A 25,144-nucleotide genomic window follows, 5' to 3' on the forward strand; every position below is an offset into this window, starting at 1 on the left:
CTACTCCCCTACTCCCCTACTCCCCTCTAACCAATCTTGTTCGGGATCCTGGCCTCTATCCTGCTGAAGGCGAAGACCAGAATGCCGGTTATCGTCATGTAGATCAGCGCCAGCAGCAGCAAGGGCTCGTAGGTGAGGTAGGTGTCCTGCCGTACTTTGGACGAAACGGCGAAGATGTCGATGACGCTGATCGTCGCCACCAGCGGCGTCGACTTCAATTGCAGCACGGTCTCGCCGGTCAGCGTCGGCAGCGCCCGGTAGATGGCTTGCGGCAGCCAGATCCGCCGGAACGCCTTCCAGCGGCTCATGCCGAAGGCGCGGGCGGCTTCGAGTTGCCCCTTGGGCACGCCGGCGAAGGCGCCGCGCATCACCTCGCCCTCATAACCGGCGAACGACAGGGTCAGCGCCAGCACGCCATAGGGCCAGGCTTGCCGCAGATATGGCCACATCCAGGATTCGCGGATCCACGGATATTGCGGGAACAGCGAACCCAGGCCGTAATAGAGCAGCCAGAGCTGGATCAGCAGCGGCGTGCCCCGGATCACCGTGCAGAACACCTTGGCGGGTGCGGCGAACCAGAACGAGCCGGCAGCCTGCGCCAGGCCAAGCGGGACGGCCAGCAGGAAGCCCAGCACGCAGGTGACGGCCAGGATCCACAGCGAGCGCCAGAGGCCGATCAAGCCCATTTCATAATATTGCGGCAGCCAGTCCCAGCGCATGAAAAAGGCGGCCGACAGAACAAGGCCCAGTGCGATCAGGATCAGCACGATGCGGTGCGGCTGCAGCCACAGCGACGTTCGCGCGACGACGTCGATGATGGTCGCCTCGTTGGCCATCAGCGCGCCTCCTTGAGCGAAGGCATGCCGCGCCGCGACCAGGTCTCGACCCGGCCGATAACGAGGTTGGAAAACAGCGACAAAAGCAGATAGAGCACGCCCGCCGCGAAAAAGAAGGTGAAATAGGCCTTGGTGACGCCCGCTGCCTGCCGCGTTGCCAGCGCCAGCTCGTAGAAGCCGACAACAGCCAATAGCGCGGTGTCCTTGGTGGCGATCAGCCAGAGATTGGCGAGGCCCGGAATAGCGAAGGGCAGCATTGACGGCAAGGTGATGCGCCGCAACATCAGGCCCGGAGACATTCCATAGGCGCGGGCGGCTTCGATCTGGCCCTGCGGAATGGCCAGGATCGCGCCGCGTATCACCTCTGTCGAATAGGCGCCCTGGACGAAGCCGAGCACGGCGATGCCGGCGGCAAGGCCGCTCACGTCGACGCGCTGATAACCCATGGCCGTCAGCGCCTGATTGATCAGGTCGGTGCCGGCGTAATAGAGCAGCAGGATCAGCACCAGTTCGGGCACGGCGCGCACGATGGTGGTGTAAACCGCCAGGAGATCGCGCACCACCGGCCCGCCATAAAGCTTGCCATAGGCGCCGCCGGTGCCGATCAGAAGGCCGAGGCACGTGGCGCCCAGCGCGATCTCGATCGAATGCAGCAGCCCAACCAGAAGCGCCCCGCCCCAGCCTGGCGGGTAGGGCGAGAGAAGCTCGGTGATGCCGGCCGCGGAGGCCGAAAGAAGTGCGTCGATCAGCGTCGCCCCCGAAGTGCTGACTAACCGCCGACGGCTGCGTCGGCGGCAAACATGCCTGGGAAAGATCGAGCAGGTGGGGCATGGCGCGACGCCACACCCCACAGCTCATACGAGGATCGTCAGTTCGACTGCGCGCCGCCGCCGCCGTAAATGTCGAAATCGAAGTATTTCTTCGAGATCTCGTCATATTTGCCGTTGGCGCGGATCGCCTTGATGCCGGCGTTGATTTTGCCCTTCAGGTCGGTGTCTTCCTTGCGCACGCCGGCGCCGACGCCCGGTCCGAGCACTTCGTCATCGGGAGCGACCATGCCCTTCAGGTCGCAGCAGGCTTTGCCCTGGTCGGATTTGAGGAATTCGCCAAGCGCGATGGAATCGGCCTGCACCGCGTCGAGACGGCCGGCGGCCAGATCGTTGTTGGCCTCGTCCTGGGTCTGGTATTCCTTGATCTCGGAGGCTGTGCTGCCAAAGTGCTTCTTGGCATAGACAGCGTGCACCGTCGACACTTGCACGCCGACGATCTTGCCCTTGAGGTCGTCCGGAGCGGAGCCGAATTTCTGGTCCTTCGGGCCGATGATCGCGGTCGGCGTGTTATAGTACTTGTCCGAGAAATCGATCGTCTTCGCGCGTTCGGCGGTGATCGACATCGAGGAGACGATGAGGTCGATCTTCTTGGTCGTCAGAGCCGGGATGATGCCGTCCCAGGCAACCGGGGTGATGACGCAATCGAGCTTCTCCTCGGCGCAGACGGCGTCGATGAAGTCGATCTCCCAGCCGATCCATTTGCCCGAAGCATCGGGCGAGGTGAAGGGCGGATAAGGCTCGGCGGCGACGCCGATCTTGACCGGATCGGCCTTGGCCACGCCCATGGCGGCGACGCCGAGCAGCAGCGCTGCGGCAAATGTCTTCAGAACGGTCTTCATTTCATGACTCCCAGTTTGTTGTTGGTTCCCGGTTTTCTTCCGTCCCGGCTTGCCTAGCCGATGTTGCGGATGAACTGCTTCAGCCTTTCGGATTTCGGTGCGCCGAAGATCTGCTCCGGCGGCCCTTCTTCCTCGACCAGCCCGTTGTAGAGGTAGACGACATGGGTCGCGACCTCGCGGGCGAACTTCATCTCGTGGGTGACCAGCACCATGGTGCGGCCTTCGCGCGCCAGGTCGCCGATCACCTTCAGCACCTCGCCGACCAGTTCGGGATCGAGCGCGGAGGTGGGCTCGTCGAACAGCATGACGCGCGGATTGATGGCCAGCGCCCGGGCGATCGCGGCGCGCTGCTGCTGGCCGCCCGACAGATAGGCCGGATAGACGTCGCGCTTTTCAGCCAGACCGACACGGGCGAGCAGCCTCTCGGCCTCGCCGATCGCCACATCGCGCTTGACGCCAAGCACATGCACCGGAACCTCGATGACGTTTTCGATCAGCGTCATGTGGCTCCACAGGTTGAAGTTTTGGAACACCATGCCGAGCTTGGAGCGGATGCGCTCGATCTGCTTGCGGTCGGCCGGAATGGTGTGGCCGTGGCTGTCGGCCTTGAGCTTGATCTCCTCGCCATTGACGCGAATGATGCCGCTGGTCGGGTTTTCCAGGCAGTTGATGCAGCGCAGCAGGGTCGATTTGCCGGAGCCCGAGCCGCCGATGATGGCGATGACCTCGCCGTCGCGCGCCGACAGCGAGACGCCCTTCAGCACATGCAGCTCACCGAACTTCTTGTGCAGGTTCTCGACATGGATGGCTTCGGCGGCGCCGTCCTGCGCCTTGCCGGATCGGACTGCGGCAGCTTCCACCACGCTCACCGGGTGACCTCTATCGGGTCGGCTGCGGTTCGTCGAACGTGTATCCGGCTAATTAACATATACGCTGTACTGCCCCGCTCCAGACTTCAGCATGGACCCAACGGCGAGAGCCCGTCAATCCTGCTTATTACGGCACTTGCGAGCTTGTTGTGCAAGTGTATAAATAGCCTTCCATGAAATTTTCTCGATTTTTTTCAGCGAAAAAGGACTTCGATGAGCGCTTTCGGATCACAGTCCATGGCGGCGCCGCTGCGCCGCGTGCTGATGCGGTCGGCGGCCAACGCCATGCGCAATGCCGACAGGGCTGCCTGGCACTATGGCCCCGGATTCAATCCGGCGAAAGCGGCATCGCAGCACGCGCTCCTTGCTGAACTGGTGGCGGCTTCCGGTGCCGAAATCGAATGGATCGAGGACACGGCGGATGGACTTTCGGACTCGGTGTTCACGCACGACCCGTCGCTGATGACCGATCGCGGCGCGCTGATTCTGTCCATGGGCAAGCCGTTGCGCGCCAGGGAGCCCTCGCTGCATGAGGAAACCTACCGAAGGCTGGGCATTCCAATCCTGGGCCGCGTCGAGGTTCCTGGCCAGGTCGAAGGCGGTGATTGCGTATGGCTCGATGCCCGTACGCTGGTGATCGGGCGCGGTGTCCGCTCCAACCAGGAAGGCATCCAGCAGGTTTCCAACCTGCTGACGCCGCTGGGCGTTTCCGTCTACGGCTTTGATCTTCCGCTGTGGCAAGGCGAAGAAGCGTGCCTGCATCTGATGTCGGTGATCAGCCCGCTGGCCGACGACCTCGCATTGGTCCATTCACCGCTTTTGCCGGCCCCATTCTATCAGATGCTGAAGGCGCGTAACATCCGGCTGGTCGAAGGCGACGCCGAAGAGTTCGCGGCTTCCAACGGCCTTAGCCTGAACGTGCTGCCGACCAGCCCACACAAGATCATTGCCGTCGCAGGCTTTCCAAAGACCAAAGCCGCGATGGAAGCCGCCGGCTGCACGGTCGAAATCTTCGAGGCGGATGCGCTCTGCATCGCCTGCGAGGGCGGGCCGACATGCCTGACGCGACCGATCCTGCGCCAATGAATATGCCATCCCGCCGCAGGTTCCGTCGCGAGGGCGAGGAGCGGCGGCGGCAGGATCTGATCGAGGCCACTCTGGACAGTGTGGCGGAACATGGCCTGCAGGGCGCCACCTTGCGCACCATCGCATTGCGTGCCGGCGTCACCGCCGGGCTGATCCGGCACTATTTTCCCGGCAAGGAAGAATTGCTGCAGGAAGCCTATGCAGCGCTGATGGGCCGCATGACCGAGCAGGCGAAAGCGGCTTTGGTCATGGAGAATGCCTCGCCTCGCCAGCGCCTTGCGGCTTTCGTCACCGCCAACCTCAATGCGCCGATTATCGACGCGCGGGTGTTTTCGCTCTGGGCAACCTTCATCGGCCGCGCCAGAGCGGATCCGACCTTGGCCCACGCCCACCGCGAAGGCTACCTTGGTTTTCGCAATGAGGTGGAAGCGGTTGTGGCCGAGGTGCTCGCCGCCGAACGGCGCAAATCGGACGCAAGCCAATTGCGCCACCATGCCATCGCGATTAATGCGATCATCGACGGACTCTGGATCGAAGGCTGCCTGGCCGGCGAGATGTTCTCGCCCGGCGAATTGGCGGCGATCGGCATCAAGGCCGTCGAGGCCGAACTAGGCCTCGCGCCGGAAGGGGAGGAAAACCAATGACGACACTCGGCGAAGCGCTCATTTCGCTGCTCGAAGCCCATGGCGTCGACACGGTCTTCGGGATTCCCGGCGTCCACACGGTAGAACTCTACCGCGGGCTAGCGCGCTCCAAGATCCGCCACGTCACACCGCGTCACGAACAGGGCGCCGGCTTCATGGCCGATGGCTACGCACGCGCCAGCGGCAGACCGGGCGTCGCCTTCGTCATCACCGGACCGGGGCTGACCAACACCATCACCGCCATGGGGCAGGCACGTGCCGATTCGGTGCCGATGCTGGTGATCTCAGGCGTCAACGCCACGCCGACGCTGGGCAAGGGGCTGGGCCATCTGCACGAATTGCCGGATCAGCGCGGCATGATGGAGAAGGTGGCGCTGTTTTCGCAGCGCGTTACCGAGGCTGGCGAATTGCCCGGCGCGCTGGCGCAGGCCTTCGCCCTGTTTTCATCGGCCCGGCCCGGCCCGGTGCATATCGAGATCCCGACCGACGTCATGGTCAAGCCGGCGGATGGCATCGCTGCCATGCTGAGCAATGTGACGCCGCCCGTGCCGGAAGGTGTCGCAATTGCCAACGCGGCCAAACTCATCAGTGCAGCGCGCCGCCCGCTGATCCTGGTCGGCGGCGGCGCCAAACGCGCCGAAGCGCCACTGCGGCGTCTGGCCGAACGGCTGGGGGCGCCGGTCGTCCAGACCACCAATGCGCGCGGCCTGCTGCATGGTCATCCGCTTTGCGTGCCGGCCAGTCCCAGCCTGAAGACAGTACGGGCGCTGATGGCCGACGCCGACCTGGTGATTGCCGCCGGCACCGAATTCGGCCCGACCGACTATGACGGCTACAGCGATGGCGGCTTCGTCCTGCCCGCCAACCTGATCCGCATCGATATCGGCGCGGACCAGCTTGCCCGCCGCCCGGCGACGGTTTCGATCCAGGCCGATTGCGCCGAGGCGCTCGAAGCACTGCTTCTGGAAACCCGCCATGTCCGGGCAAGCGAGGGCGGTTCGTCGCGCGCCGCTACTACACGCAAAGCAGCCTTTGCCGAGCTCAATCCGACACTGCAGGGGCAGATGCGCGCCGTCGAGATGATCCGCGACGCTTTGCCGGGCGCGCTCATCGTCGGCGATTCGACGCAGCCGATCTATGCGGCCAACCTCTATTACGACCATGATCGGCCAGGCGGTTGGTTCAATGCCGCCACCGGCTTCGGCGCGCTTGGCTACGGCCCGCCGGCCGCAATTGGCGCGGCCCTTGCGATACCCGATGCGCCGGTCGTCTGCCTCACGGGTGACGGCGGCTTCCAGTTCACGCTGCCGGAACTGGGCGCCGCGCTCGACGCGCGGGTACCGGTCATCTTCGTCGTCTGGAACAACAGAGGCTACCGCGAGATCGAAACCTCGATGCTCGATGTCGGCGTCGAGCCGGTTGGCGTATCGCCGGCGCCGCCGGATTTCTGCAAGCTGGCCGAGGCTTATGGCATCGGCGCCGAACGGCTTGCCGATATCGACGCTCTCGCGGACGCGCTGAAGCGCGCCCGGGCCACCGGACTGCCGCGCGTCATCGAAATCACAGTTGACTGAAGCGCGGGTTTCCCGTTTTGGCGGGCCACGGCTGAAGTGTCGGACGCATGCAAAGACGCGACAACTGCCATGTCGAGATGTCAATTGAGTGATGGCGCAAAAGGCGCGACGCTTCGCGTCGGCGGCACAGAAATGACCTAACGATAAAAAAATGACAGGAGCGTCCAAGATGACGGAAACACTTGAAGGCAAGCATATCGTCGTGACTGGTGGGACCGGTGCGCTCGGCGGTGCGGTTGTCGGCAAACTGCTGAGCGACGGCGCGATCTGCCATGTGCCCAATGCTCATGCCGCCGCCCCTACGCATTTCCCCTTAACCTCGCATGACCGTGTCCAGCTGGTGCACAACGTCGATCTCTCGGACCCCGCGAAGGTCGAAGCGTTCTATAGCCAGGTTCCGGGCCTTTGGGGCTCGATCCATCTGGCTGGCGGCTTCACCTCGGCGCCTGTTGAAAAGATCGAGTCGGCGTCCTTTGCCGAGATGATGGACACCAATGCGCGCACCGCCTTCCTGTGCTGCCGCGCCGCGATCCGCTCGATGCTGTCGTCGGACACGGCGGGCCGCATCGTCAACGTCACCGCGCGCGCCGGGCTCGATCCGCGGCGCGGCGCCGGCATGGTCGCTTACGCCGCCAGCAAGGCGGCGGTGGCAGCCATGACGGTGGCGATGGCCGAAGAGCTGAAGCACAAGGGCATCCTGGTCAATGCCGTGGCGCCGTCGACGCTAGATACGCCGGCAAACCGCGCCGATATGCCGGATGCCGATGTCACAAGATGGGTCAGCCTCGAAGCCGCCGCCGAGGCCATCGCCTATCTCGCCTCGCCGGCCAATCAGGCGATGAGCGGCACGCTGGTGCCGCTTTACGGCAGGGCGTAACTTTCCAACCTTTACCTAGGTCAAAAAAAAACCCCGCCGGATCGCTCCGGCGGGGTTTTGTTTTGGAGCCTGTGCGAAGGCTTCGCGGTGCGAAGACTTAGCTGCCCTGCTTCTTCAGCGCGGCACCCAGGATGTCGCCCAGCGAAGCGCCGGAGTCGGTCGAGCCGTACTGAGCGACCGCTTCCTTCTCTTCGGCGATTTCCAGCGCCTTGATCGAGACCTGCAGCTTGCGGGTCTTCTTGTCGAAGGCGATGACGCGGGCATCGACCTTCTGGCCGACGGTGAAGCGCTCGGGGCGCTGCTCGTCGCGGTCACGGCTCAGGTCGGAGCGCTTGATGAAGGTTTCGATACCGCTGTCGACCAGCCGCACTTCCAGACCGCCATCCTTGACGCCGATGACTTCGCAGGTGACGACCGCGTTCTTGCGCAGTTCGCCTGAAGTCGCCGCTTCGCCGACCGTATCCTTGGCCAGCTGCTTGATGCCGAGCGAGATGCGCTCCTTGTCGATGTCGACGTCGAGCACCTGCGCCTTGACCATGTCGCCGCGATTGTACTCTTCGATGACCTGCTCGCCCGGACGGGTCCAGTCGAGGTCGGAAAGGTGCACCATGCCGTCCACGTCGCCTTCGAGGCCGATGAACAGGCCGAACTCGGTCTTGTTCTTGACCTCGCCCTCGACCTGGCTGCCGACCGGATGGCTAGAGGCGAAAGCCTGCCACGGATTCTCGAGCGTCTGCTTGAGGCCGAGCGAGATGCGGCGCTTGGCCGGATCGACTTCGAGCACCACCACGTCGACTTCCTGGGTCGTCGACAGGATCTTGCCTGGATGCACGTTCTTCTTCGTCCACGACATTTCCGAAACGTGGATGAGACCCTCGATGCCCGGCTCCAGCTCGACGAACGCGCCGTAGTCGGTGATGTTGGTGACGGTGCCCTTGATCTTCTTGCCGATCGGGAACTTGGTGCCGATCTCGGACCACGGATCGCTCTCGAGCTGCTTCATGCCGAGCGAGATACGGTGGGTTTCCTGGTTGATGCGGATGATCTGCACCTTGACCGTCTGACCGATGTTGAGGATTTCGGTCGGATGGTTGACGCGGCGCCATGCCATGTCGGTGACATGCAGCAGGCCGTCGATGCCGCCGAGGTCGACGAACGCACCGTAATCGGTGATGTTCTTGACGACGCCTTCGACAACCTGGCCTTCTTCGAGGTTCTGCACGATTTCCGAACGCTGTTCGGCGCGGCTCTCTTCGAGCACGGTACGGCGAGACACCACGATGTTGCCGCGGCGGCGATCCATCTTGAGGATCTCGAAGGGCTGCGGGTTGTGCATCAGCGGGGAGACGTCGCGGATCGGGCGGATATCGACCTGGCTGCGCGGCAGGAAGGCCACGGCGCCGTCGAGGTCGACCGTGAAGCCGCCCTTGACCTGGTTGAAGATGACGCCTTCGACGCGCTCACCCTTGGTGAACTTCTCTTCGAGACGGACCCAGCTCTCTTCGCGACGGGCCTTCTCACGGGAAAGCATCGCTTCGCCAAGCGCGTTTTCAATGCGCTCGACATAGACTTCGACGGTGTCACCAACCTTGAGGGTAGTGTCCTTGCCCTTGACGCCAAATTCCTTCAGCGGCACGCGGCCTTCGACCTTGAGGCCGACGTCGATGATGGCCATGTCCTTTTCGATCGCGGTGATCGTGCCCTTGACGACCTGGCCTTCGCCGGAATGGCCTGTTGTAAATGATTCTTCGAGCAGGCTCGCGAAATCATCGCGAGTGGGATTTGCAGCTGACATTGTTTCTCCTGGAGTGCCCCGCATCTGGAAGCGGGACGGGCGCCGTGGGTTAGCGTTGCGTTGGCCTGCCGGCGTTCCGGGCTACAAAAGCCCTGGGCCGCTCTTTAAGCGGCAATTCCGGCGCATGAAGAATGCTGGCAGGCTGGTTCGTGCCCGATATGGGTATTTTCTTCGCCTCCGACAACGGAAAGACGAGGGAAAAACCCGGATCAGACCTAGTCTCTCTTGGCCAAGACGTCATCGATGATCGCCATGGCTGCAAGAAACGCGGCTTCTATAGCCATTTCGCTGGTATCAAGCAAGTGCGCGTCGGCGGCCGGCTTCAAAGGTGAGTCGGCACGGCCCATGTCGCGCTGGTCGCGGCGCATGATATCGGCGAGGATCTCGGTAAAATCAGCGGTCCCGCCGATGCTCTCGATCTCGGCCAGCCGGCGCTGTGCTCGCACCTCGGCGCTCGCCGTCACATAGAGTTTGATGTCGGCGTCGGGGCACACCACGGTGCCGATGTCGCGCCCGTCGAGCACCGCACCCGGCGGCGTCTTGGCGAAGTCGCGCTGCTTTTCGACGAGGATGCGCCGCACGGTCGGGTACACCGCGACCTTGGAGGCCGCCTCGCCGACCGCATGCGCCGACAAGACCGTCCGGTCGAGCTTTGCCAGATCGACCTGGCGGGCAGCGGTTTCAGCCGCCGAGACATTGTCGAGCGGCAGCGCGTGCTGGATGAGCGCATAGGCCACGGCACGGTAGGTGAGGCCGGTGTCGAGCAGGTTGAGGCGGTAGTGGTCGGCCAGCCGGCGGGCGAGGGTGCCCTTGCCGGCGCCGGCGGGGCCGTCGATGGCGATGGTGAAGACGTGTGTCATTGGCAGACCGCCGAAAGGGTTGGGCGCTGGCCTGCCAACGTACCAAGGCTATTGGTTGCCACGACCGTCACCCGATCTCCGCGCCCAGCGCCGTCATCAGCCCCATGAACTCCGGAAAGCTGGTCGCGATCATGGCGGCGTCGTCAATGGTCACCGGCTTTTCCGTCGCCAGCCCCATGACCAGAAAGCTCATGGCGATGCGGTGGTCGAGGTGGGTCTGCACGGTGGTGTCCTTGCCGTTGGGATGGCCGCCAAGGCCCTTGCCGCCCGGTTTGCCGCGCACGGCAAGCGAAGCTTCGCCCTCGGTGCAGTCGACGCCGTTGAGCGTCAGCCCGTTGGCGACGGCCGACAGCCGGTCGGATTCCTTCACCCGCAACTCCTCCAGCCCCTGCATCAGCGTTTCGCCCTCGGCGAAGCTCGCAGCGACCGCCAGCACCGGATACTCGTCGATCATCGACGGCGCCCGCTCGGGCGGCACGATGACGCCCTTGAGCTCGGAGTAACGTACCCGCAGGTCGGCGACATCCTCGCCGCCGGCATTGCGTGGGTTGAGGATGTCGATGTTGCCGCCCATCTCCTGCAGCGTCAAAAGCAGGCCGGTGCGGGTCGGGTTCATCAGTACGTTTTCGATCGTGATGTCCGAACCCGGCACGATCAGGGCGGCCACCAGCGGGAAGCCGGCCGAGGACGGGTCGCCCGGCACGGCGATGGTCTGGCCGGTCAGCTTGCCCTGGCCTTCGATGAAGATGTGGCGCACGCCACGCTCGTCGGTTTCGACCGACAGATTGGCGCCAAACCCCTTCAGCATCTTTTCGGTGTGGTCGCGTGTCATCACCGGCTCGATCACCGTGGTGATGCCGGGCGTGTTGAGGCCGGCGAGCAGCACTGCGGACTTCACCTGCGCCGAGGCCATCGGCACGCGATAGGTGATCGGTGCGGCATGCTTGGGTCCATGCAGTGTGATCGGCATGCGGTCGCCCGGCGTCGCCTTCAGCACCTGCACGCCCATCTGGCGCAAGGGTTCCAGCACACGGCCCATCGGCCGGCCCGACAGCGAGGCATCGCCGATGAAGGTCGTCTCCATGTCATAGGTGCCGACAAGGCCCATGGTCAGCCGCGAGCCGGTGCCGGCATTGCCGAAATCGAGCGGGCCTTCCGGCTGCAGCAGCGCGCCGTTGCCGGTGCCGCGGATCACCCACTCGTCGCCGTTCTTCTCGATATGCGCGCCCATTGCCTTCATGGCGGCACCCGTGCGCATCACGTCCTCGCCTTCGAGCAGGCCAGTGATGCGGGTCTCGCCGGAGGCGAGGCCGCCGAACATGAAGGAACGGTGCGAGATCGACTTGTCGCCCGGCACGCGCGCGATGCCGGAAAGGGCTGGGGATTGGCGGGCGGTGGCCGGCTTGGGGGCGGCGGCGTGAGACATGGAATTTCCCTGGACGGAATGCCGGCGGGCCGGCGCTTTTCATTTGTTGCGGCGGTCTCGTACCACGGTGGGCCGAAATGGTCATCCCCATGGTCGTCACTTCACGCGAGGCCTTTCAATGCATGGTTTTGTGACGCCGGCTTTTCGCTTTGACAGCGCTGCAAACTGTGGTTAAGGGGACCACTCTTTTATTGACGAGGCTTGCCGTGGCAAAAACCGAACTTGGCACAAAACGTATCGACCCGGAGACGGGCCGAAAATTCTACGACCTGAACAAGGACCCGATCGTCTCGCCCTACACCGGCAAGACCTATCCGCGTTCCTATTTCGAGGAAGGCAAGATTGCCGCTCTCGAGGAGGAAGAGGAAGTGGCCGAGAAGGAAGTGGACGCCGAGGAAGAAGAAGGCGTTGAGGTCGTCTCGCTCGAAGAGGCCGACGAGGACGTCAAGGGCGACGACCTGCCGGATCTTGGCGACGATGAGGACGACGTCGATCTCGGCGACGACGAGGACGACACCTTCCTCGCCGACGAAGAGGAAGAAGATGACGACGTTGCCGACATGATCGGCGTTGGCGACGACGACGACGAGGTCTGATCGGCCTTGAAAGCGGGCGTTTGCGGGCTTTCGTGGTCTGTGAAGAAAAAGCGGCTCTCGAAGGCTTGATATCTGAGAAAGGCGGGGTTAGAAGCCGCCTGCACTAACGGCGCGGTCTCCAACCCGCGCCGGATCTCTTCGCCGGAAACGGCGCCGGTTGACTGCCGGAAGTGGGGCCATAGCTCAGTTGGGAGAGCGCTTGAATGGCATTCAAGAGGTCGTCGGTTCGATCCCGATTGGCTCCACCAAACAGTCCCTCTGCAATTCGCAGCCGATGAATGTGCCGCACTGCGGTCATCTGCGTTTGATGGTCAATTTGACAACGCCGCTGAAAGCCCCTCGATCAAACCGAACGAACGAGCCATTTCTCGAGAGCAACTGCTCGCCGGACAAAGTCTTCATTATTCCTGGAGTGCTTGAAGTCTGAAAGCCAGCCCGGATCACCACTCGGCGAAGGAACCGTCCTTGTGGCGCCAGATCGGGTTGCGCCAGCGGTGGCCTTCCCTGGCGCGTTCCTTGACATAATCCTCGTCGATCTCGACACCCAGGCCCGGGCCGTCGGGAATGGCGACATAACCATCCTCGTAGCGGAAGACATCCTTGTTGGCGGCATAGTCGAGCAGGTCGTTGGCGGCGTTGTAGTGGATGCCGAGGCTCTGCTCCTGGATGAAGCAGTTGTAGCTGACCGCGTCGAGCTGCAGGCACGCGGCAAGCGCGATCGGCCCGAGCGGGCAATGCGGCGCGACCGCGACATCATAGGCTTCCGCCATCGCCGCGATCTTGCGGCATTCTGTGATGCCGCCGGCATGCGACAGGTCGGGCTGGATGATGTCGACGACGCCTTCCTCGAACACGGACTTGAAGTCCCAGCGGCTATAGAGCCGCTCTCCGAGCGCGATCGGTGTCGAGCCAAGCGCGGCGATCTCCTTCAGCGCCTCGCGGTTTTCGCTGAGCACCGGCTCCTCGATGAACATCAGCCTATAGGGTTCGAGTTCCTTGACGAGCGCACGCGCCATCGGCCGGTGCACGCGGCCATGAAAATCGACAGCGATGCCGATGTTGGGCCCGACGGCCTCGCGCACCATGGCGACGCGTTCGACAGCGGCGTCGATCTTGTCATGGCTGTCGACGATCTGCAGTTCTTCGGTACCGTTCATCTTGAGCGCCAGGAAACCGCGCGCAACCATTTCCCTGGCGCCGGCCGCGACCTCCGCCGGGCGGTCGCCGCCGATCCAGGAATAGACCTTGATCGAGTCGCGCAGCTTGCCGCCGAGCAGTTCGTGCACGGGCACGCCGAGCGCCTTGCCCTTGATGTCCCACAGTGCCTGGTCGATGCCGGCAATGGCGCTCATCAGGATCGGGCCGCCGCGGTAGAAACCGCCGCGGTGCATCACCGTCCAGTGGTCCTCGATCAGGCGCGGATCCTTGCCGATGAGATAATCGCCAAGCTCCTTGACCGCCGCCTCGACGGTCAGCGCCCGGCCTTCGACCACCGGCTCGCCCCAGCCGGTGACGCCGGCATCGGTTTCGATCTTCAGGAACAGCCAGCGCGGCGGAACGATGTAGGTGGTGAGCGAGATGATTTTCATGCGCAGTCTCAGTTGCTCTTGAGTTTCTTGGCGCTGACGAGGTCGCGCGCCGCGAGGTCGAGGATCTTGTTTGCCGCGCCACGCGCGGCATCGGCATTGCGCATACGCAGCGCCTCGACCACCTCGCGGTGCGCCGCCACGGCCTCCATGCGCCGGTCGAGCGAAATCACCGCCGTCGCCTCCAGCGAGAATTTCAGCCCGGTGTCGATGAGATTGCCGATCTGGCGAAAGATCGGGTTATGGCTCGCGGCATAGACGATCTGGTGGAAAGCGATGTCACTGCGCGAGAAGGCGGCGAGATCCTCGCCGGCGCCGGCCATGCCGCGCCAGGTGGCTTCGAGATCGGCGATTTCCTGCAGCGTCGCGCGCGTGGCGGCGAGTTCGGCAACCAGCGGCTCGATGGCCCGGCGAGTCTCAAGAATGGCGTCGAAGAGCTTGTCGTCCAGTGCATGCGGCGCGTGCCAGGCCAGCACCTGCGGGTCGATGATGTTCCAGTCGTCCTCGTTGCAGACGATCGTGCCGACGCGTGGCCGCGACAGCACCAGCCCTTTTGCCGCCAACACTTTCAGGGCCTCACGGATGACGGTGCGGCTGACGCTGTATTCGACGCCGAGCTCGTTTTCGGTCGGCAGTGAGGAGCCGGCCGGATAGCGCCCGGAAAAGATGTCCGAGGCAATCGCCTTGGTCACGTCGGGCATAACGCGCGGGCGGCGAGTGGCTGTGTCGCCTTGCGGTTTCTTCAAAGTCCCGGTCACCTCAGCCCTCCTCCAAGGCGGCGAACCGCTGGTTTCGCACAACCGGTCCGGCCTTAACGGATGCGGATCAATTGCGCCAGCGATCGCTGGTCAGAGCATGTACATTAATTATCATACCAGATCAATTGACGAGTATGATAAAAGCGATTAGAGACTCCGGCATCCGGGCTGAGCGCCCGGTCTATCGCTGGGAGGTAATCATGCGACTTTTGAAGACCGCGCTCGTCGCGGGCGCGCTTGCCGTGCTGTCCGTCACGACCATCGCTGCATATGCTCAGGACACCAAGATCGGCTTCATCGTCAAACAGCCCGAGGAGCCGTGGTTCCAGGACGAATGGAAGTTTGCTGATCAGGCCGCCAAGGAAAAGGGCTTTACCCTGGTCAAGATCGGCGCCGAAGACGGTGAGAAGCTGATGTCGGCCATCGACAATCTCGGCGCCCAGGGCGCGCAGGGTTTCATCGTCTGCACGCCCGACGTGAAGCTCGGCCCCGGCATCGTCGCCAAGGCCGCCGCCAACAATCTCAAGCTGATGACTGTCGATGACCGCCTGGTCGGCGCCGACGGCAAGGCGCTGGAAGACGTGCCGCATATGGGCATCTCGGCAACCAAGATCGGCGAGGCGGTCGGCCAGGCGATCGTCGACGAGATGAAGGCGCGCGGCTGGAAGGCCGACGAGGTCGGCGCCATCCGCGTCTCCTATGACCAACTGCCGACCGCCGTCGACCGCGTCGAAGGCGCCATCTCGGTGCTCAAGGCAAACGGCTTCAAGGCCGAGAACATTTTTGACGCCCCTCAGGCCAAGACCGATACGGAAGCTGCCCTCAATGCGGCGACCGTCGTGCTCAACGCCCATGCCGAGATCAAGAAGTGGGTTTCTTTCGGCCTCAACGACGAAGCGGTGCTGGGTGCGGTGCGTGCCTCCGAAAGCGTCGGCATCCCCGCTGATAGCGTGATCGGCGTTGGCATTGGCGGCGCGGATTCGGCGATCAACGAGTTCAAGAAGCCGACGGCCACCGGCTTCGTCGGCACCGTGATCATCTCGCCGAAGCGTCATGGCTACGAAACGGCGCTCAACATGTATGACTGGGTTGCCAGCAACAAGGAGCCGGAGAAGCTGATCCTGACTTCCGGTGCACTCGCCAAGCGCGACGACTACCAGAAGGTCCGCCAGGGCCTCGGCATCGAATAATCCTCCCTGTACAAACAGGCGGCGGCTCATCCCGCCGCCTGTTTGCCATTCCACAAGAGGATCGCTGCCCGTGTCCTTTCTCGACTTCTCGCACATCACCAAGACCTATCCGGGCGTCAAAGCGCTGTCGGACGTCTCGTTCGGCGTCGACAAAGGCGCCGTGCATGGGCTGATGGGCGAGAACGGCGCCGGCAAATCCACCCTGATCAAGATACTGTCCGGCGACCAGCATGCCGATCAGGGCGAGATCCGCATCGACGGCAGGGTTCAGGCCTATACGTCGACCCGGGATGCCTTCGACAATGGCGTCATCGTCATTCATCAGGAACTGCAGCTGGTTCCTGAACTCACCGTTGCCGAAAATCTCAGCCTCGGTCGTTTCCCTGCCAACGCCGGCATCATCGCCGGCCGCCGGATGCTGGACGACGTCGGCGCCAAGCTGAAATCGGCCGGCATCGACATCGACATGCGCCGCAAGGTCAAGACGCTGTCCATCGGCGAACGCCAGATGGTCGAGATCGCCAAGGCGATCATGCTCGACGCACGCGTTATCGCGCTGGACGAACCGACCTCGTCGCTGTCCTCGCGCGAAAGCGAAATCCTGTTTGCCCTGATCGACCGCCTGCGCGGCGAGGGCAAGGTCATCATCTACGTCTCGCACAGGCTCGACGAAGTGTTCCGGCTCTGCGACAGCCTGACCGTGCTGCGCGACGGCAAGCTGGCGGCGCACCATGCGTCGCTGAAAGGCGTCACCCGCGACCAGGTCGTCGCCGAAATGGTCGGCCGCGAGATTTCGGATATCTGGGGTTTTCGCGCACGAAAAACGGGCGATGTCCGCCTGAAGGTCGACGCTCTCAGCGGCCCCAAACTGAAGACGCCGGCCAGTTTCGAGGCGAGGGCAGGCGAGATCGTCGGCTTCTTCGGCCTGATCGGCGCCGGGCGCTCGGAACTGATGCGTCTGGTCTATGGCGCCGATCCGCGCTCGGGCGGCACCATCACCGTCGATGGCAAGCTGGTCCCTGCCACCGATCCGCGTGGTACGATCCGGGCCGGCATCGTGCTGTGTTCGGAGGATCGCAAGCATGACGGCATCATCCAGGGCCGCTCGGTCGAGGAGAACATCAACATCTCGTCGCGGCGCCATCACACGCGCTTCGGCGTGTTGAACCGCGCCAGCGAGATCGCCACCGCCGAAACCTTCATCAAGAAGCTCAAGGTGCGCACGCCGTCGCGCAAGCAGGACATCATCAACCTCTCCGGCGGCAACCAGCAGAAGGTCATTCTTGGCCGCTGGCTGTCCGAACAAGGGGTGCGGGTTCTCATTGTCGACGAGCCGACGCGCGGCATCGACGTCGGTGCCAAATCGGAAATCTATGAACTGCTCTACCAGCTTGCGCAGGACGGCATGGCGATCGTTGTCGTCTCGTCCGAACTGCCGGAGGTGATGGGCATCTGCGATCGCATTCTGGTGATGTGCGGCGGCCGCGTCAGCGCCGAGCTCACCCGCGACCAGTTCGCCGAAAGGGCGATCCTGGCCGCCGCTCTCCCCGATCAGAAAACCCCCGACGCGATCGCATCTTGAGGACTTTTGGCATGACCGACCAGTTGAAAAAAATCCTGCTCGGCGAACAGGGCCTCGTCGTCATCTTTGTCGTCGCCTTCGCGCTGGTCTCGGCTCTGGTGCCGAATTTCCTCACCGACCGCAATATGCTCGGCCTGCTGCAGTCGGTGGTCACCGTCGGTATCGTCGCCTGCACCATGATGTTCTGCCTTGCCGCACGCGACTTCGACCTGTCGGTCGGCTCCATCGTCGCCTTTGCCGGCATGGTCGCTGTGATGGCGTCGAATTACACCGGCTCGATCCTGCTTGGCCTCTTGGCGGCAATTGCCAGCGGCGCCTTCGTCGGCTTCATCAATGGCGTCGTCATCGCCAAATTCCGCATCAACGCGCTGATCACGACGCTGGCCACCATGCAGATCGTGCGCGGGTTTGCGCTGATTGCGTCCGACGGCCGCGCCGTCGGCATCAACAGCCCGGATTTCTACCAGCTCGCGCTGTCCAAACTGCTCGGCATTCCGACGCCGGTCTGGGTGCTCGCCATCCTGTTTTTCATCTTCGGCTTCGTCCTCAACCGCACCGTCTTCGGCAAGAACACATTGGCCATCGGCGGCAATCCGGAGGCTTCGCGCCTTGCCGGCGTCAATGTCGACCGGACGCGCATCTGGATTTTTGCGCTGCAAGGCGTCGTCTGCGGCATCGCCGGCATCCTGCTGGCGTCGCGCATCACCTCGGGCCAGCCCAACGCGGCGGTCGGACTGGAACTCTCGGTCATCTCGGCCTGCGTGCTCGGCGGCGTCTCGCTTGCCGGCGGCCGCGCCACCATGTCGGGCGTCATCGTCGGCGTGCTGATCATGGGCATCGCCGAGAACGCCATGAACCTGCTCAACATCCCGGCCTTTTACCAGTACATCGTGCGCGGCGTTATTTTGCTGCTGGCCGTGCTGCTCGACAATCTGCGCTCGTCGGCTTTGGGCCGGCGTTGACTCGGGGCAGGGCATGTCGGCTGGAATACTACTGGAAAGCAATCGGCTGTGCGTCGAGATCAGCCCCTCTGGCAGCGCAATCGTCAACGGCCATACGGCCGACGGGGTGCCATTCCTGCGTCCCTACCAAGGCGAGGCCGAGTTCGACGTTGTGCACTGCGCTTGCTTTCCGATGGTGCCGATCGGCAATCGCGTCGAGGGCAATGCGTTTTCCTGCGGCGGTCAAAACTTCACGCTGGCGCCCAACACGACTGATCCTTTCTATATTCACGGTGACGGCTGGCAGGCGAACTGGAAGGTCGAGGAGCATCGCGTCGACCGCCTCCATTTGGCCTTCGATCATCCGCGCGGCGTCGACTCGCCCTATGTCTACCATGCGCGACAGTCGTTCCGGCTCGCCGGCGCGCGGCTGGAACTCCGGCTTGCCGTCGAAAATACCGGCGTCATTCCACTGCCATTCGGCCTCGGTTTCCATCCATTCTTTCCGCGCACGCCGCGGACGACCTTGTTTGCGCCGGCCGAAACCTGGTGGACAGAGCGCGACGGGCACCTTCCAGCGTCCAGGAGCGCCATTGCCGCCGATGTCGATTTCTCAACGCCGCGCCATTTGCCCGACCGTTGGCTGAACAATGGCTTCGAAGGGTGGAGCGGCATCGCGCGCATCATCTGGCCGGAGCACTGTCTGGGGATCGACATCGAGGCGGACGCGGAGCTCGACCGCTACATGCTCTTTGCGCCGGACACGGACCGAAGCTTCTTCTGCCTGGAGCCGATGAGCCATACCCCAAATGCGTTGAAGCATTTCGATGCCGACCCAATGGGGATCAAGGTACTTTCCCCCGGCGAGGTTCTCAGAGCAAGATTCGCAATGACCGTCTTCGACTGGAGCGACAACCATGGCTGAGCGCCTTTCCGGCAAACGCATCTTCCTGACCGGCGCCGCGCAAGGCATCGGGCTGGCGATCGCCGAGGCCTGCCTTGCCGAAGGCGCAAGACTGTTCCTGGTCGACCGCGACGGCGCACTGCTGGACAAGACCGTCGCGGGCCTCGCCGTGCCGCGCGGCCATGTCGGGCATGCGGCAGCCGACATCAGCGACGGTGCCGCAATTGCCGCTGCCGTCAGCCAAGCGGCCGCCGAGATCGGCCCCATAAACGCGCTGATCAACAATGCCGGGATCAATGTGTTCTCGACGCCGCTCGAGGCGACCGAGGAGGAATGGAACCGCAACTTCGACGTCAACGTCAAGGGCGCTTGGAATTGCAGCAAGGCGGTGTTGCCGGGCATGATCGCGAGCGGCGGCGGCGCCATCCTCAACATCGCCTCGACGCACAGCTTCACCATCATCCCACACACCTTTCCCTATCCGGTCGCCAAGCACGCGCTGCTCGGCCTGACCAAATCGCTGGCGCTCGAATATGCGGCGCAAGGGGTGCGCGTGAACGCGCTGGCGCCCGGCTATGTCGAAACCCAGAAGGCGATTGACTACTGGAACAGCTTTGCCGATCCGGCCACAGCACGCGCCAACACCATGGCGCTACATCCTGGCGGCCGCATCGCCACGGCGCGCGAGATTGCGCTGGCTGCGGTGTTCATGATTTCCGACGAGTGCCCGTTCATGAATGCGGCCACGCTCGTCGTAGATGGTGGGCTGAGCCAGCTCCAGCATCCAGCCTGAATTCCGGGAAAACCATGACCAAGAGACGATCGCAGCACTGGTTCGGCGGGCAGGGCAAGGACGCCTTCATTCACCGCAGCTGGATGAAGAACAACGGCCTGCCCGACGATGCCTTCGACGGCCGCCCGGTGATCGGCATCTGCAACACCTTCTCCGAATTCACGCCTTGCCACGTGCATTTCCGTGGCCTGATCGAGCACATCAAGGCGGGCGTGCTGGAAGCCGGCGGCCTGCCGCTGGAATTCCCGGTCTTCTCCTGCGGCGAATCCAATCTGCGCCCGACGGCGATGCTGTTCCGCAATCTCGCCTCGATGGATGTCGAGGAAGCGATCCGCGGCAATCCGATGGACGGTGTCGTGCTGATGGCAGGCTGCGACAAGACCACCCCGTCGCTGGTCATGGGCGCGGCCTCCTGCGACCTGCCGTCGATCGTCATTTCCGGCGGGCCGATGCTCAATGGCCGTTTCCAGGGCCGCGAGATAGGTTCCGGCACCGATGTCTGGAAATTCTCCGAGGATGTCCGCGCCGGCGTGATGAGCGAGCAGGATTTCGCTAATGCCGAGAGTGCCATGTCACGCTCGCCGGGTCATTGCATGACCATGGGCACGGCCTCGACCATGGCCTCGATGGTCGAAGCGCTCGGCCTGGCGCTGCCGGGCAACGCTGCCTATCCGGCGGTCGACGCGCGCCGCAGCCGCATCGCCCGCATGACGGGGCGGCGCATCGTCGAGATGGTCAATGAGAATCTCCGCCCGTCCGCCATCCTCAAGAAAGAAGCTTTCGCCAACGCCATCCGTGTCAATGGTGCCATCGGCGGCTCGACCAATGCGGTCGTGCATCTGCTGGCGATTGCCGGCCGCGTCGGCACCGAACTGACACTGGACGATTGGGATCGATATGGCCGCGATGTACCGACCATCCTCGACCTGATGCCGTCAGGCCGCTTCCTGATGGAGGACTTCTGCTACGCAGGCGGCATTCCGGCGGTCATGAAGGAGATCGGCGATCTGCTCGATCTCGACGTGCTGACCGTCACCGGCAAGACCGTGCGCGACAACATCCGTGACGCTAAAAACTACAATCCCGAGGTGATCCGCCCGCGCGACAAGGCGCTTACTCCCAATGGCGGTATCGCGGTGCTGCGTGGCAATCTGGCGCCCGACGGCGCCATCATCAAGCCGTCAGCCGCGTCACCGGCCCTGATGAAGCATCGCGGCCGCGCCGTCGTCTTCGAGGACATCGACGACTACAAGGCGCGCGTCGACGATCCCGCGCTCGACGTCGACGAAGCGTCGATCATGGTGCTGAAGAATTGCGGCCCCAAGGGCTATCCGGGGATGGCCGAGGTCGGCAACATGGCGCTGCCCCGGAAGCTGCTGAAGCAGGGTGTCCGCGACATGATCCGCATCTCCGATGCCCGCATGTCCGGCACCGCCTTCGGCACCGTCGTGCTGCATGCCGCACCCGAAGCCGCCATCGGCGGCCCGCTGGCGCTGGTCAGGAGCGGCGACTTCATCGAGCTCGACGTCGAAGCAAGGAAGCTGCATCTCGACGTGTCGGCACAGGAGCTGGCGCGGCGTCGTGAATCCTGGCTACCGCCCGTCCCGGCGATGCGCGGCGGCTATCAGGGCCTCTATGTCGACCGTGTCCTGCAGGCGGACCGCGGCGCCGATCTCGACTTTCTCGTCGGATGCCGTGGCCACGCCATTCCACGCGAAAGCCATTGAGGCCGACCAGCATGCCCAATTTCCGGCCTGACGATTTCCACGCCATTCACGCCATTCTCTACGCGCTCTTTGACGCGAACGAACAACTGGACCGCGCGGCGATGCGTCGGCAGGTCGAGATCTGCCTGGCGACGGGCGTGCACGGCATGGCGGCGCTCGGCCTGGCGACGGAAGTCGCCAAGCTGACCGAGGCCGAGCGCCGGACGATCATGGACTGGACGGCGGAAGATACGGCTGGAAAAGTGCCGCTTGCCTTCACCATCTTCGGCGCTTCGGTGGCTGAGCAGGTGGCACAGCTTCGCCATGCTGAAAGCGTGGGAGCGGATTGGGTGATCCTGCAGCCGCCGCCGGTCGGATCCTATGGTGCGCTGGAATACACCAGGTTCTTCGGCCGCGTCGCCGAGGCAACCGACCTGCCGGTGGCGATCCAGAACGCGCCGGCGTTTTTCGGGCGCGGCCTGTCATCGGACGAGATCCGCGAACTTGTCACGCTTCATCCCAACATAAGGCTGATCAAGGGCGAAGGCCCTGTCACCGACATTGCCGGATTGATCGAACGCACCGAAGGCCGGATACCCGTTTTCAACGGACGCGGCGGCCTTGAACTGATCGACAATTTCCGCATCGGTTGCCGCGGCATGATCCTGGCGCCTGATGGCATCGACCTCGCCGTGCGCGCCTACAATGCGTTTCGGATCGGTGACGAAGCGACGGCCGAGGCCGAGTACGCAAGAATGCTGCCGGCAGCGGTCTTCGTCATGCAGGGCATCGAGAACCTGATCTGCTACGGCAAGCGGCTGTTCGGCGCCCGCGCAGGCATCCCGATACACGACCGGGCTCCGGCGATGCGGCCCAACGAGACCGGCGTGGCGATGGTGGCGCGCTTTGCGGCTGGCCTCGGTCGGTTGCCTGGCTGAACGGCAACTGCCCTTCAATAGGTCGTCCGCCCACCCGACAGGTCGAACGTGGAGGCGGTCGTGAAACTGTTCTCCTTGGAGACGAGCCAGGCGACCATCGCCGCGGCTTCGTCGACCTCCAGCAGGCGGCCGCGCGGAATGCGCGAGCGCATATATTCGATGTGCTCCGGCGTCAGCTGTTCGAGGATGCGCGTCTGTGCCGTGGCCGGCGAGATGCAGTTCACGGCGATGTCGTACTGCGCCAGTTCCTTGCCGAGCGACTTGGTCAAGCCGATGACCGCCGCCTTCGAGGCTGAATAGGCGGAGGCGTTGGGGTTGCCCTCCTTGCCGGCGACCGAAGCGATGTTGACGATCCGTCCGTAATTGCGCTCCTTCATTCCGGGAACCACGGCGCGATTGACGTAGAACGTACCGTTTACGTTGACGTCGATGACCTTCTTCCACGTCTCGATGTCGTAGACGTCGAGCGGGGCGGCAGGGCCGGCAATTCCGGCGGAATTGACCAGAATGGAAATCTTGCCGGCCAGATCTTCGGTCCTGGCGCGCGCCGCGTCCACCGACGTCCAATCGGCGACGTCCACGATCTCTGTCGTGGCAGCGTTGCCGAGTTCCTTCTTGGCGGTTTCGAGGCGGGCCTCATCGAGATCCCACAAGCTGACCGTCGCGCCGGAAGCGACGAAACGCCTGGCCATCGCGAAGCCGAGGCCTTGGGCGCCACCGGTGACCACAGCGTGCTGGCCGTCAAGATCGATCCTGTTCATGTCGAGCGGTTCTTTCCGTTTGAGCTACTTCCGGGATAAAGGCCGGCCTGTGCAGGCCGGCGATCGCTACATGGTCGCGCCAAGGCTCCATGGCACGAACTCGTTGTCGCCATAGCCGAGCGCTTCCGACCTGGTGCGCCCGCCGGAAGCGACGCGCAGGATCTCGGCAAAGATCTCCTCGCCCTTCTCGGCCAGCGAGACGCCGTCCAGTATGTCTCCGCAATTGATATCCATGTCCTCGCGCATCTGCTCGAAGATGAAGCTGTTGGAGGCAAGCTTGATCGAGGGCGTCGGCTTGCAGCCGAAGGCCGAACCGCGGCCGGTGGTGAAGCACAATATGTTGGCGCCGCCGGCGACCTGCCCGGTGGCCGAGACCGGGTCGTAGCCGGGCGTATCCATGAAGACGAGGCCGCGCTCGTTGATCGGCTCGGCATATTCCAGCACCGCCCGCAGATTGGTGGTGCCGCCCTTGGCGGAAGCGCCGAGCGATTTCTCCAGGATGGTCGTCAACCCACCCAGCTTGTTGCCGGGCGAAGGGTTGTTGTTCATCTCCATGTCGTGCCTGGCGGTATAATCCTCCCACCAGCGGATGCGTTCGATCAGCTTTTCGCCCACCGCGCGGCTCTCGGCGCGCAAGGCGAGGAGATGTTCGGCGCCATAGATCTCGGGCGTCTCCGAGAGCACCGCCGTACCGCCTTGCCCGACAAGCAGGTCCACCGCAGCACCTAGTGCCGGATTGGCGCTGATGCCGGAGTAACCGTCCGATCCGCCGCATTGCAGCGCAAGCACCAGTTCGGAGGCTGGTTGCGGCGTCCTTTCGGCGGCGTTCACCGTAGGCAGCATGTCGACGATCGCCTTCACGCCAGCCTCGACCGTCTTTCGCGTACCGCCGGTTTCCTGGATGGTCATCGTGCGGAAAATCGTGCTCTCCTTGATGTTGTACGACTGCATCCAGCGTGGGATCTGGAACGCTTCGCAGCCGAGTCCGACCATCAGCACGCCGCCGATATTGGGGTTCGTGGCAAAGCCCCATTGCGTCCTTTTCAACAGGTCGTAAGCGGGACCCTTGGTGTCGATGCCGCAGCCAGTGCCGTGGACGAGTGCGATGATACCGTCGACATTGGGATAGTCGCGCAGGATGCCAGACCGGTTGACCTCGTCGGTGATGAACCGGGCGACGCTGGCAGAGCAGTTCACCGAGGTCAGGACGGCAATGAAGTTGCGCGTGCCCACCTTGCCGCTCGGCCGGCGGTAACCCATGAAAGTAGCGCGCTCGGCCTCGGCAACGATCTCGGTTTGCCTGGTATTCGTGCCGAAGACGTAGTCGCGTTCGAAATTTCGCAGATACACATTGTGCTCGTGAACCCAGTCGCCGGCGACGATTGGTTCCCGCGCAAAACCGATGGTCTGGCCGTATTTCACGATCGGCTGGTCCGAGCCGATGTCGCGCAAGGCCATTTTGTGCCCGCGCGGTATGCGTGCCCTGGCAGCCACGTCACCGGCTTTTTCGCCGATCTTCAACGGATCGACCGCCAGAAGAATGTTGTCGGCCCCCGAAAGCTTGATGAACCGCGCCATGACCCCATACTCTGAAAAAGTTCTCCGCGACAGGAGGTCGAGAGACAAGAAATGATTTGGAATACTAATATAATAGAATGTCAGAGGTCAAGGAGGTCAAGGCCGGAGACTGGATGAGGTCGTCATGAAAGACGGACCGGTCGCCACGTCGTTGGGGCATATCCGGGAAGCGACT

The 25,144-nt window shown here is 63.5% G+C and carries 23 protein-coding genes and 1 tRNA gene; 13 read left to right on the top strand and 11 right to left on the bottom strand.

Annotated elements, in window-relative coordinates; genetic code table 11:
* Nucleotides 1-26 precede the first annotated feature (26 nt).
* The 4 genes from EOC83_RS02835 to EOC83_RS02850 all read right to left on the bottom strand — a co-directional run bounded on the left by EOC83_RS02835 (nt 27) and on the right by EOC83_RS02850 (nt 3,374).
* Nucleotides 27-836: an ABC transporter permease gene (locus tag EOC83_RS02835; protein ID WP_013528191.1), complete on the bottom strand. Its 810-nt coding sequence runs from the start codon at nt 834-836 to the stop codon at nt 27-29.
* Nucleotides 836-1,549 (bottom strand): ABC transporter permease, encoded by a 714-nt coding sequence (locus tag EOC83_RS02840; RefSeq protein ID WP_196815384.1) that lies wholly within the window; start codon nt 1,547-1,549, stop codon nt 836-838. The genes EOC83_RS02835 and EOC83_RS02840 overlap by 1 nt, the downstream gene beginning before the upstream one ends.
* A 155-nt stretch (nt 1,550-1,704) precedes the next feature.
* Entirely contained in the window at nt 1,705-2,505 is an 801-nt protein-coding gene (locus tag EOC83_RS02845; RefSeq protein WP_063169843.1) for a transporter substrate-binding domain-containing protein, read from the bottom strand.
* 53 nt (nt 2,506-2,558) lie between these two features.
* Nucleotides 2,559-3,374 carry an ABC transporter ATP-binding protein gene (locus tag EOC83_RS02850; RefSeq protein ID WP_063169844.1) on the bottom strand — a complete coding sequence of 272 codons (816 nt, stop codon included), beginning with the start codon at nt 3,372-3,374 and terminating at the stop codon, nt 2,559-2,561.
* A 213-nt stretch (nt 3,375-3,587) separates the two neighbouring features.
* Between EOC83_RS02850 and EOC83_RS02855 the strand changes: the two genes are divergently transcribed.
* The 4 genes from EOC83_RS02855 to EOC83_RS02870 all read left to right on the top strand — a co-directional run bounded on the left by EOC83_RS02855 (nt 3,588) and on the right by EOC83_RS02870 (nt 7,555).
* A complete protein-coding gene (locus EOC83_RS02855) occupies nt 3,588-4,460 on the top strand; it encodes a dimethylarginine dimethylaminohydrolase family protein (protein WP_024501898.1) in 873 nt (290 codons plus the stop codon).
* On the top strand, nt 4,457-5,104 hold the full coding sequence (locus EOC83_RS02860) for a TetR family transcriptional regulator C-terminal domain-containing protein (RefSeq protein WP_032809890.1): 648 nt from the start codon (nt 4,457-4,459) through the stop codon (nt 5,102-5,104). Before EOC83_RS02855 ends, EOC83_RS02860 begins: the two co-directional genes overlap by 4 nt.
* Nucleotides 5,101-6,678 carry a 5-guanidino-2-oxopentanoate decarboxylase gene (locus EOC83_RS02865; protein WP_063169845.1) on the top strand — a complete coding sequence of 526 codons (1,578 nt, stop codon included), beginning with the start codon at nt 5,101-5,103 and terminating at the stop codon, nt 6,676-6,678. Before EOC83_RS02860 ends, EOC83_RS02865 begins: the two co-directional genes overlap by 4 nt.
* Before the next feature lie 169 nt (nt 6,679-6,847).
* Entirely contained in the window at nt 6,848-7,555 is a 708-nt protein-coding gene (locus EOC83_RS02870) for an SDR family NAD(P)-dependent oxidoreductase (protein WP_063169846.1), read from the top strand.
* Nucleotides 7,556-7,652: 97 nt separating this feature from the next.
* On the opposite strand, the gene rpsA is transcribed toward EOC83_RS02870, so the two are convergent.
* From rpsA to aroA, 3 genes are all read right to left on the bottom strand, one after another.
* Nucleotides 7,653-9,350 carry a 30S ribosomal protein S1 gene (rpsA, locus tag EOC83_RS02875; protein ID WP_013528183.1) on the bottom strand — a complete coding sequence of 566 codons (1,698 nt, stop codon included), beginning with the start codon at nt 9,348-9,350 and terminating at the stop codon, nt 7,653-7,655.
* A gap of 215 nt (nt 9,351-9,565) precedes the next feature.
* Nucleotides 9,566-10,210 carry a (d)CMP kinase gene (cmk, locus tag EOC83_RS02880; protein WP_032898722.1) on the bottom strand — a complete coding sequence of 215 codons (645 nt, stop codon included), beginning with the start codon at nt 10,208-10,210 and terminating at the stop codon, nt 9,566-9,568.
* Nucleotides 10,211-10,277: 67 nt separating this feature from the next.
* Nucleotides 10,278-11,636 carry a 3-phosphoshikimate 1-carboxyvinyltransferase gene (gene aroA, locus EOC83_RS02885; RefSeq protein WP_013528181.1) on the bottom strand — a complete coding sequence of 453 codons (1,359 nt, stop codon included), beginning with the start codon at nt 11,634-11,636 and terminating at the stop codon, nt 10,278-10,280.
* Between the two features lie 206 nt (nt 11,637-11,842).
* On the opposite strand from aroA, the gene EOC83_RS02890 reads away from it, so the two are divergent.
* Together EOC83_RS02890 and EOC83_RS02895 are read left to right on the top strand one after the other, a co-directional pair.
* Nucleotides 11,843-12,232: a TIGR02300 family protein gene (locus EOC83_RS02890; protein WP_013528180.1), complete on the top strand. Its 390-nt coding sequence runs from the start codon at nt 11,843-11,845 to the stop codon at nt 12,230-12,232.
* Between the two features lie 172 nt (nt 12,233-12,404).
* Nucleotides 12,405-12,480 (top strand) — tRNA-Ala (locus EOC83_RS02895).
* 192 nt (nt 12,481-12,672) lie between these two features.
* Here EOC83_RS02895 and dgoD read toward each other — a convergent pair.
* Nucleotides 12,673-13,821: a galactonate dehydratase gene (gene dgoD / locus EOC83_RS02900; protein ID WP_024501895.1), complete on the bottom strand. Its 1,149-nt coding sequence runs from the start codon at nt 13,819-13,821 to the stop codon at nt 12,673-12,675.
* 8 nt (nt 13,822-13,829) lie between these two features.
* The gene (locus tag EOC83_RS02905) at nt 13,830-14,519 is read right to left on the bottom strand and encodes a FadR/GntR family transcriptional regulator (RefSeq protein ID WP_050596413.1); all 690 of its coding nucleotides are present in this window, start codon (nt 14,517-14,519) and stop codon (nt 13,830-13,832) included.
* Nucleotides 14,520-14,776: 257 nt separating this feature from the next.
* Here EOC83_RS02905 and EOC83_RS02910 point away from each other — a divergent pair, with 257 nt between their 5' ends.
* From EOC83_RS02910 to EOC83_RS02940, 7 genes are all read left to right on the top strand, one after another.
* Nucleotides 14,777-15,766: an arabinose ABC transporter substrate-binding protein gene (locus EOC83_RS02910; RefSeq protein WP_024501894.1), complete on the top strand. Its 990-nt coding sequence runs from the start codon at nt 14,777-14,779 to the stop codon at nt 15,764-15,766.
* 70 nt (nt 15,767-15,836) lie between these two features.
* Complete coding sequence (araG, locus tag EOC83_RS02915) at nt 15,837-17,348, top strand: L-arabinose ABC transporter ATP-binding protein AraG (RefSeq protein ID WP_027164219.1); 1,512 nt, start codon at nt 15,837-15,839, stop codon at nt 17,346-17,348.
* Nucleotides 17,349-17,359: 11 nt separating this feature from the next.
* Entirely contained in the window at nt 17,360-18,310 is a 951-nt protein-coding gene (gene araH / locus EOC83_RS02920; protein WP_063169847.1) for an L-arabinose ABC transporter permease AraH, read from the top strand.
* Nucleotides 18,311-18,323: 13 nt separating this feature from the next.
* Entirely contained in the window at nt 18,324-19,214 is an 891-nt protein-coding gene (locus EOC83_RS02925; RefSeq protein WP_063169848.1) for an aldose 1-epimerase, read from the top strand.
* Nucleotides 19,207-19,986 carry an SDR family oxidoreductase gene (locus EOC83_RS02930; protein ID WP_063169849.1) on the top strand — a complete coding sequence of 260 codons (780 nt, stop codon included), beginning with the start codon at nt 19,207-19,209 and terminating at the stop codon, nt 19,984-19,986. The genes EOC83_RS02925 and EOC83_RS02930 overlap by 8 nt, the downstream gene beginning before the upstream one ends.
* Nucleotides 19,987-20,000: 14 nt before the next feature.
* A complete protein-coding gene (locus EOC83_RS02935) occupies nt 20,001-21,713 on the top strand; it encodes an IlvD/Edd family dehydratase (RefSeq protein ID WP_063169850.1) in 1,713 nt (570 codons plus the stop codon).
* Nucleotides 21,714-21,724: 11 nt separating this feature from the next.
* Nucleotides 21,725-22,630, top strand: a complete 906-nt coding sequence (locus EOC83_RS02940; RefSeq protein ID WP_063169851.1) for a dihydrodipicolinate synthase family protein — start codon at nt 21,725-21,727, stop codon at nt 22,628-22,630.
* A 14-nt stretch (nt 22,631-22,644) separates the two neighbouring features.
* On the opposite strand, the gene EOC83_RS02945 is transcribed toward EOC83_RS02940, so the two are convergent.
* Both EOC83_RS02945 and EOC83_RS02950 read right to left on the bottom strand, forming a co-directional pair.
* Entirely contained in the window at nt 22,645-23,391 is a 747-nt protein-coding gene (locus tag EOC83_RS02945; protein ID WP_013528170.1) for an SDR family NAD(P)-dependent oxidoreductase, read from the bottom strand.
* A gap of 66 nt (nt 23,392-23,457) precedes the next feature.
* The gene (locus EOC83_RS02950; RefSeq protein WP_063169852.1) at nt 23,458-24,969 is read right to left on the bottom strand and encodes an altronate dehydratase family protein; all 1,512 of its coding nucleotides are present in this window, start codon (nt 24,967-24,969) and stop codon (nt 23,458-23,460) included.
* Between the last annotated feature and the right edge of the window lie 175 nt (nt 24,970-25,144).

The organism is Mesorhizobium sp. Primo-A (assembly GCF_003997175.1).
In the GTDB taxonomy this organism is placed as follows: Bacteria; Pseudomonadota; Alphaproteobacteria; order Rhizobiales; family Rhizobiaceae; genus Mesorhizobium; species Mesorhizobium ciceri.

What these genes read in the sequence shown, in the direction of transcription:
- EOC83_RS02870 (WP_063169846.1), top strand. Translation starts at nt 6,848, where the DNA reads ATGACGGAAACACTTGAAGGCAAGCATATCGTCGTGACTGGTGGGACC.
- EOC83_RS02945 (WP_013528170.1), bottom strand. Translation starts at nt 23,391, where the DNA reads ATGAACAGGATCGATCTTGACGGCCAGCACGCTGTGGTCACCGGTGGC.
- EOC83_RS02835 (WP_013528191.1), bottom strand. Translation starts at nt 836, where the DNA reads ATGGCCAACGAGGCGACCATCATCGACGTCGTCGCGCGAACGTCGCTG.
- cmk (WP_032898722.1), bottom strand. Translation starts at nt 10,210, where the DNA reads ATGACACACGTCTTCACCATCGCCATCGACGGCCCCGCCGGCGCCGGC.
- EOC83_RS02860 (WP_032809890.1), top strand. Translation starts at nt 4,457, where the DNA reads ATGAATATGCCATCCCGCCGCAGGTTCCGTCGCGAGGGCGAGGAGCGG.
- aroA (WP_013528181.1), bottom strand. Translation starts at nt 11,636, where the DNA reads ATGTCTCACGCCGCCGCCCCCAAGCCGGCCACCGCCCGCCAATCCCCA.
- EOC83_RS02855 (WP_024501898.1), top strand. Translation starts at nt 3,588, where the DNA reads ATGAGCGCTTTCGGATCACAGTCCATGGCGGCGCCGCTGCGCCGCGTG.
- rpsA (WP_013528183.1), bottom strand. Translation starts at nt 9,350, where the DNA reads ATGTCAGCTGCAAATCCCACTCGCGATGATTTCGCGAGCCTGCTCGAA.
- dgoD (WP_024501895.1), bottom strand. Translation starts at nt 13,821, where the DNA reads ATGAAAATCATCTCGCTCACCACCTACATCGTTCCGCCGCGCTGGCTG.
- EOC83_RS02935 (WP_063169850.1), top strand. Translation starts at nt 20,001, where the DNA reads ATGACCAAGAGACGATCGCAGCACTGGTTCGGCGGGCAGGGCAAGGAC.
- EOC83_RS02905 (WP_050596413.1), bottom strand. Translation starts at nt 14,519, where the DNA reads ATGCCCGACGTGACCAAGGCGATTGCCTCGGACATCTTTTCCGGGCGC.
- EOC83_RS02930 (WP_063169849.1), top strand. Translation starts at nt 19,207, where the DNA reads ATGGCTGAGCGCCTTTCCGGCAAACGCATCTTCCTGACCGGCGCCGCG.
- EOC83_RS02845 (WP_063169843.1), bottom strand. Translation starts at nt 2,505, where the DNA reads ATGAAGACCGTTCTGAAGACATTTGCCGCAGCGCTGCTGCTCGGCGTC.
- EOC83_RS02950 (WP_063169852.1), bottom strand. Translation starts at nt 24,969, where the DNA reads ATGGCGCGGTTCATCAAGCTTTCGGGGGCCGACAACATTCTTCTGGCG.
- EOC83_RS02940 (WP_063169851.1), top strand. Translation starts at nt 21,725, where the DNA reads ATGCCCAATTTCCGGCCTGACGATTTCCACGCCATTCACGCCATTCTC.
- EOC83_RS02925 (WP_063169848.1), top strand. Translation starts at nt 18,324, where the DNA reads ATGTCGGCTGGAATACTACTGGAAAGCAATCGGCTGTGCGTCGAGATC.
- araH (WP_063169847.1), top strand. Translation starts at nt 17,360, where the DNA reads ATGACCGACCAGTTGAAAAAAATCCTGCTCGGCGAACAGGGCCTCGTC.
- EOC83_RS02865 (WP_063169845.1), top strand. Translation starts at nt 5,101, where the DNA reads ATGACGACACTCGGCGAAGCGCTCATTTCGCTGCTCGAAGCCCATGGC.
- EOC83_RS02910 (WP_024501894.1), top strand. Translation starts at nt 14,777, where the DNA reads ATGCGACTTTTGAAGACCGCGCTCGTCGCGGGCGCGCTTGCCGTGCTG.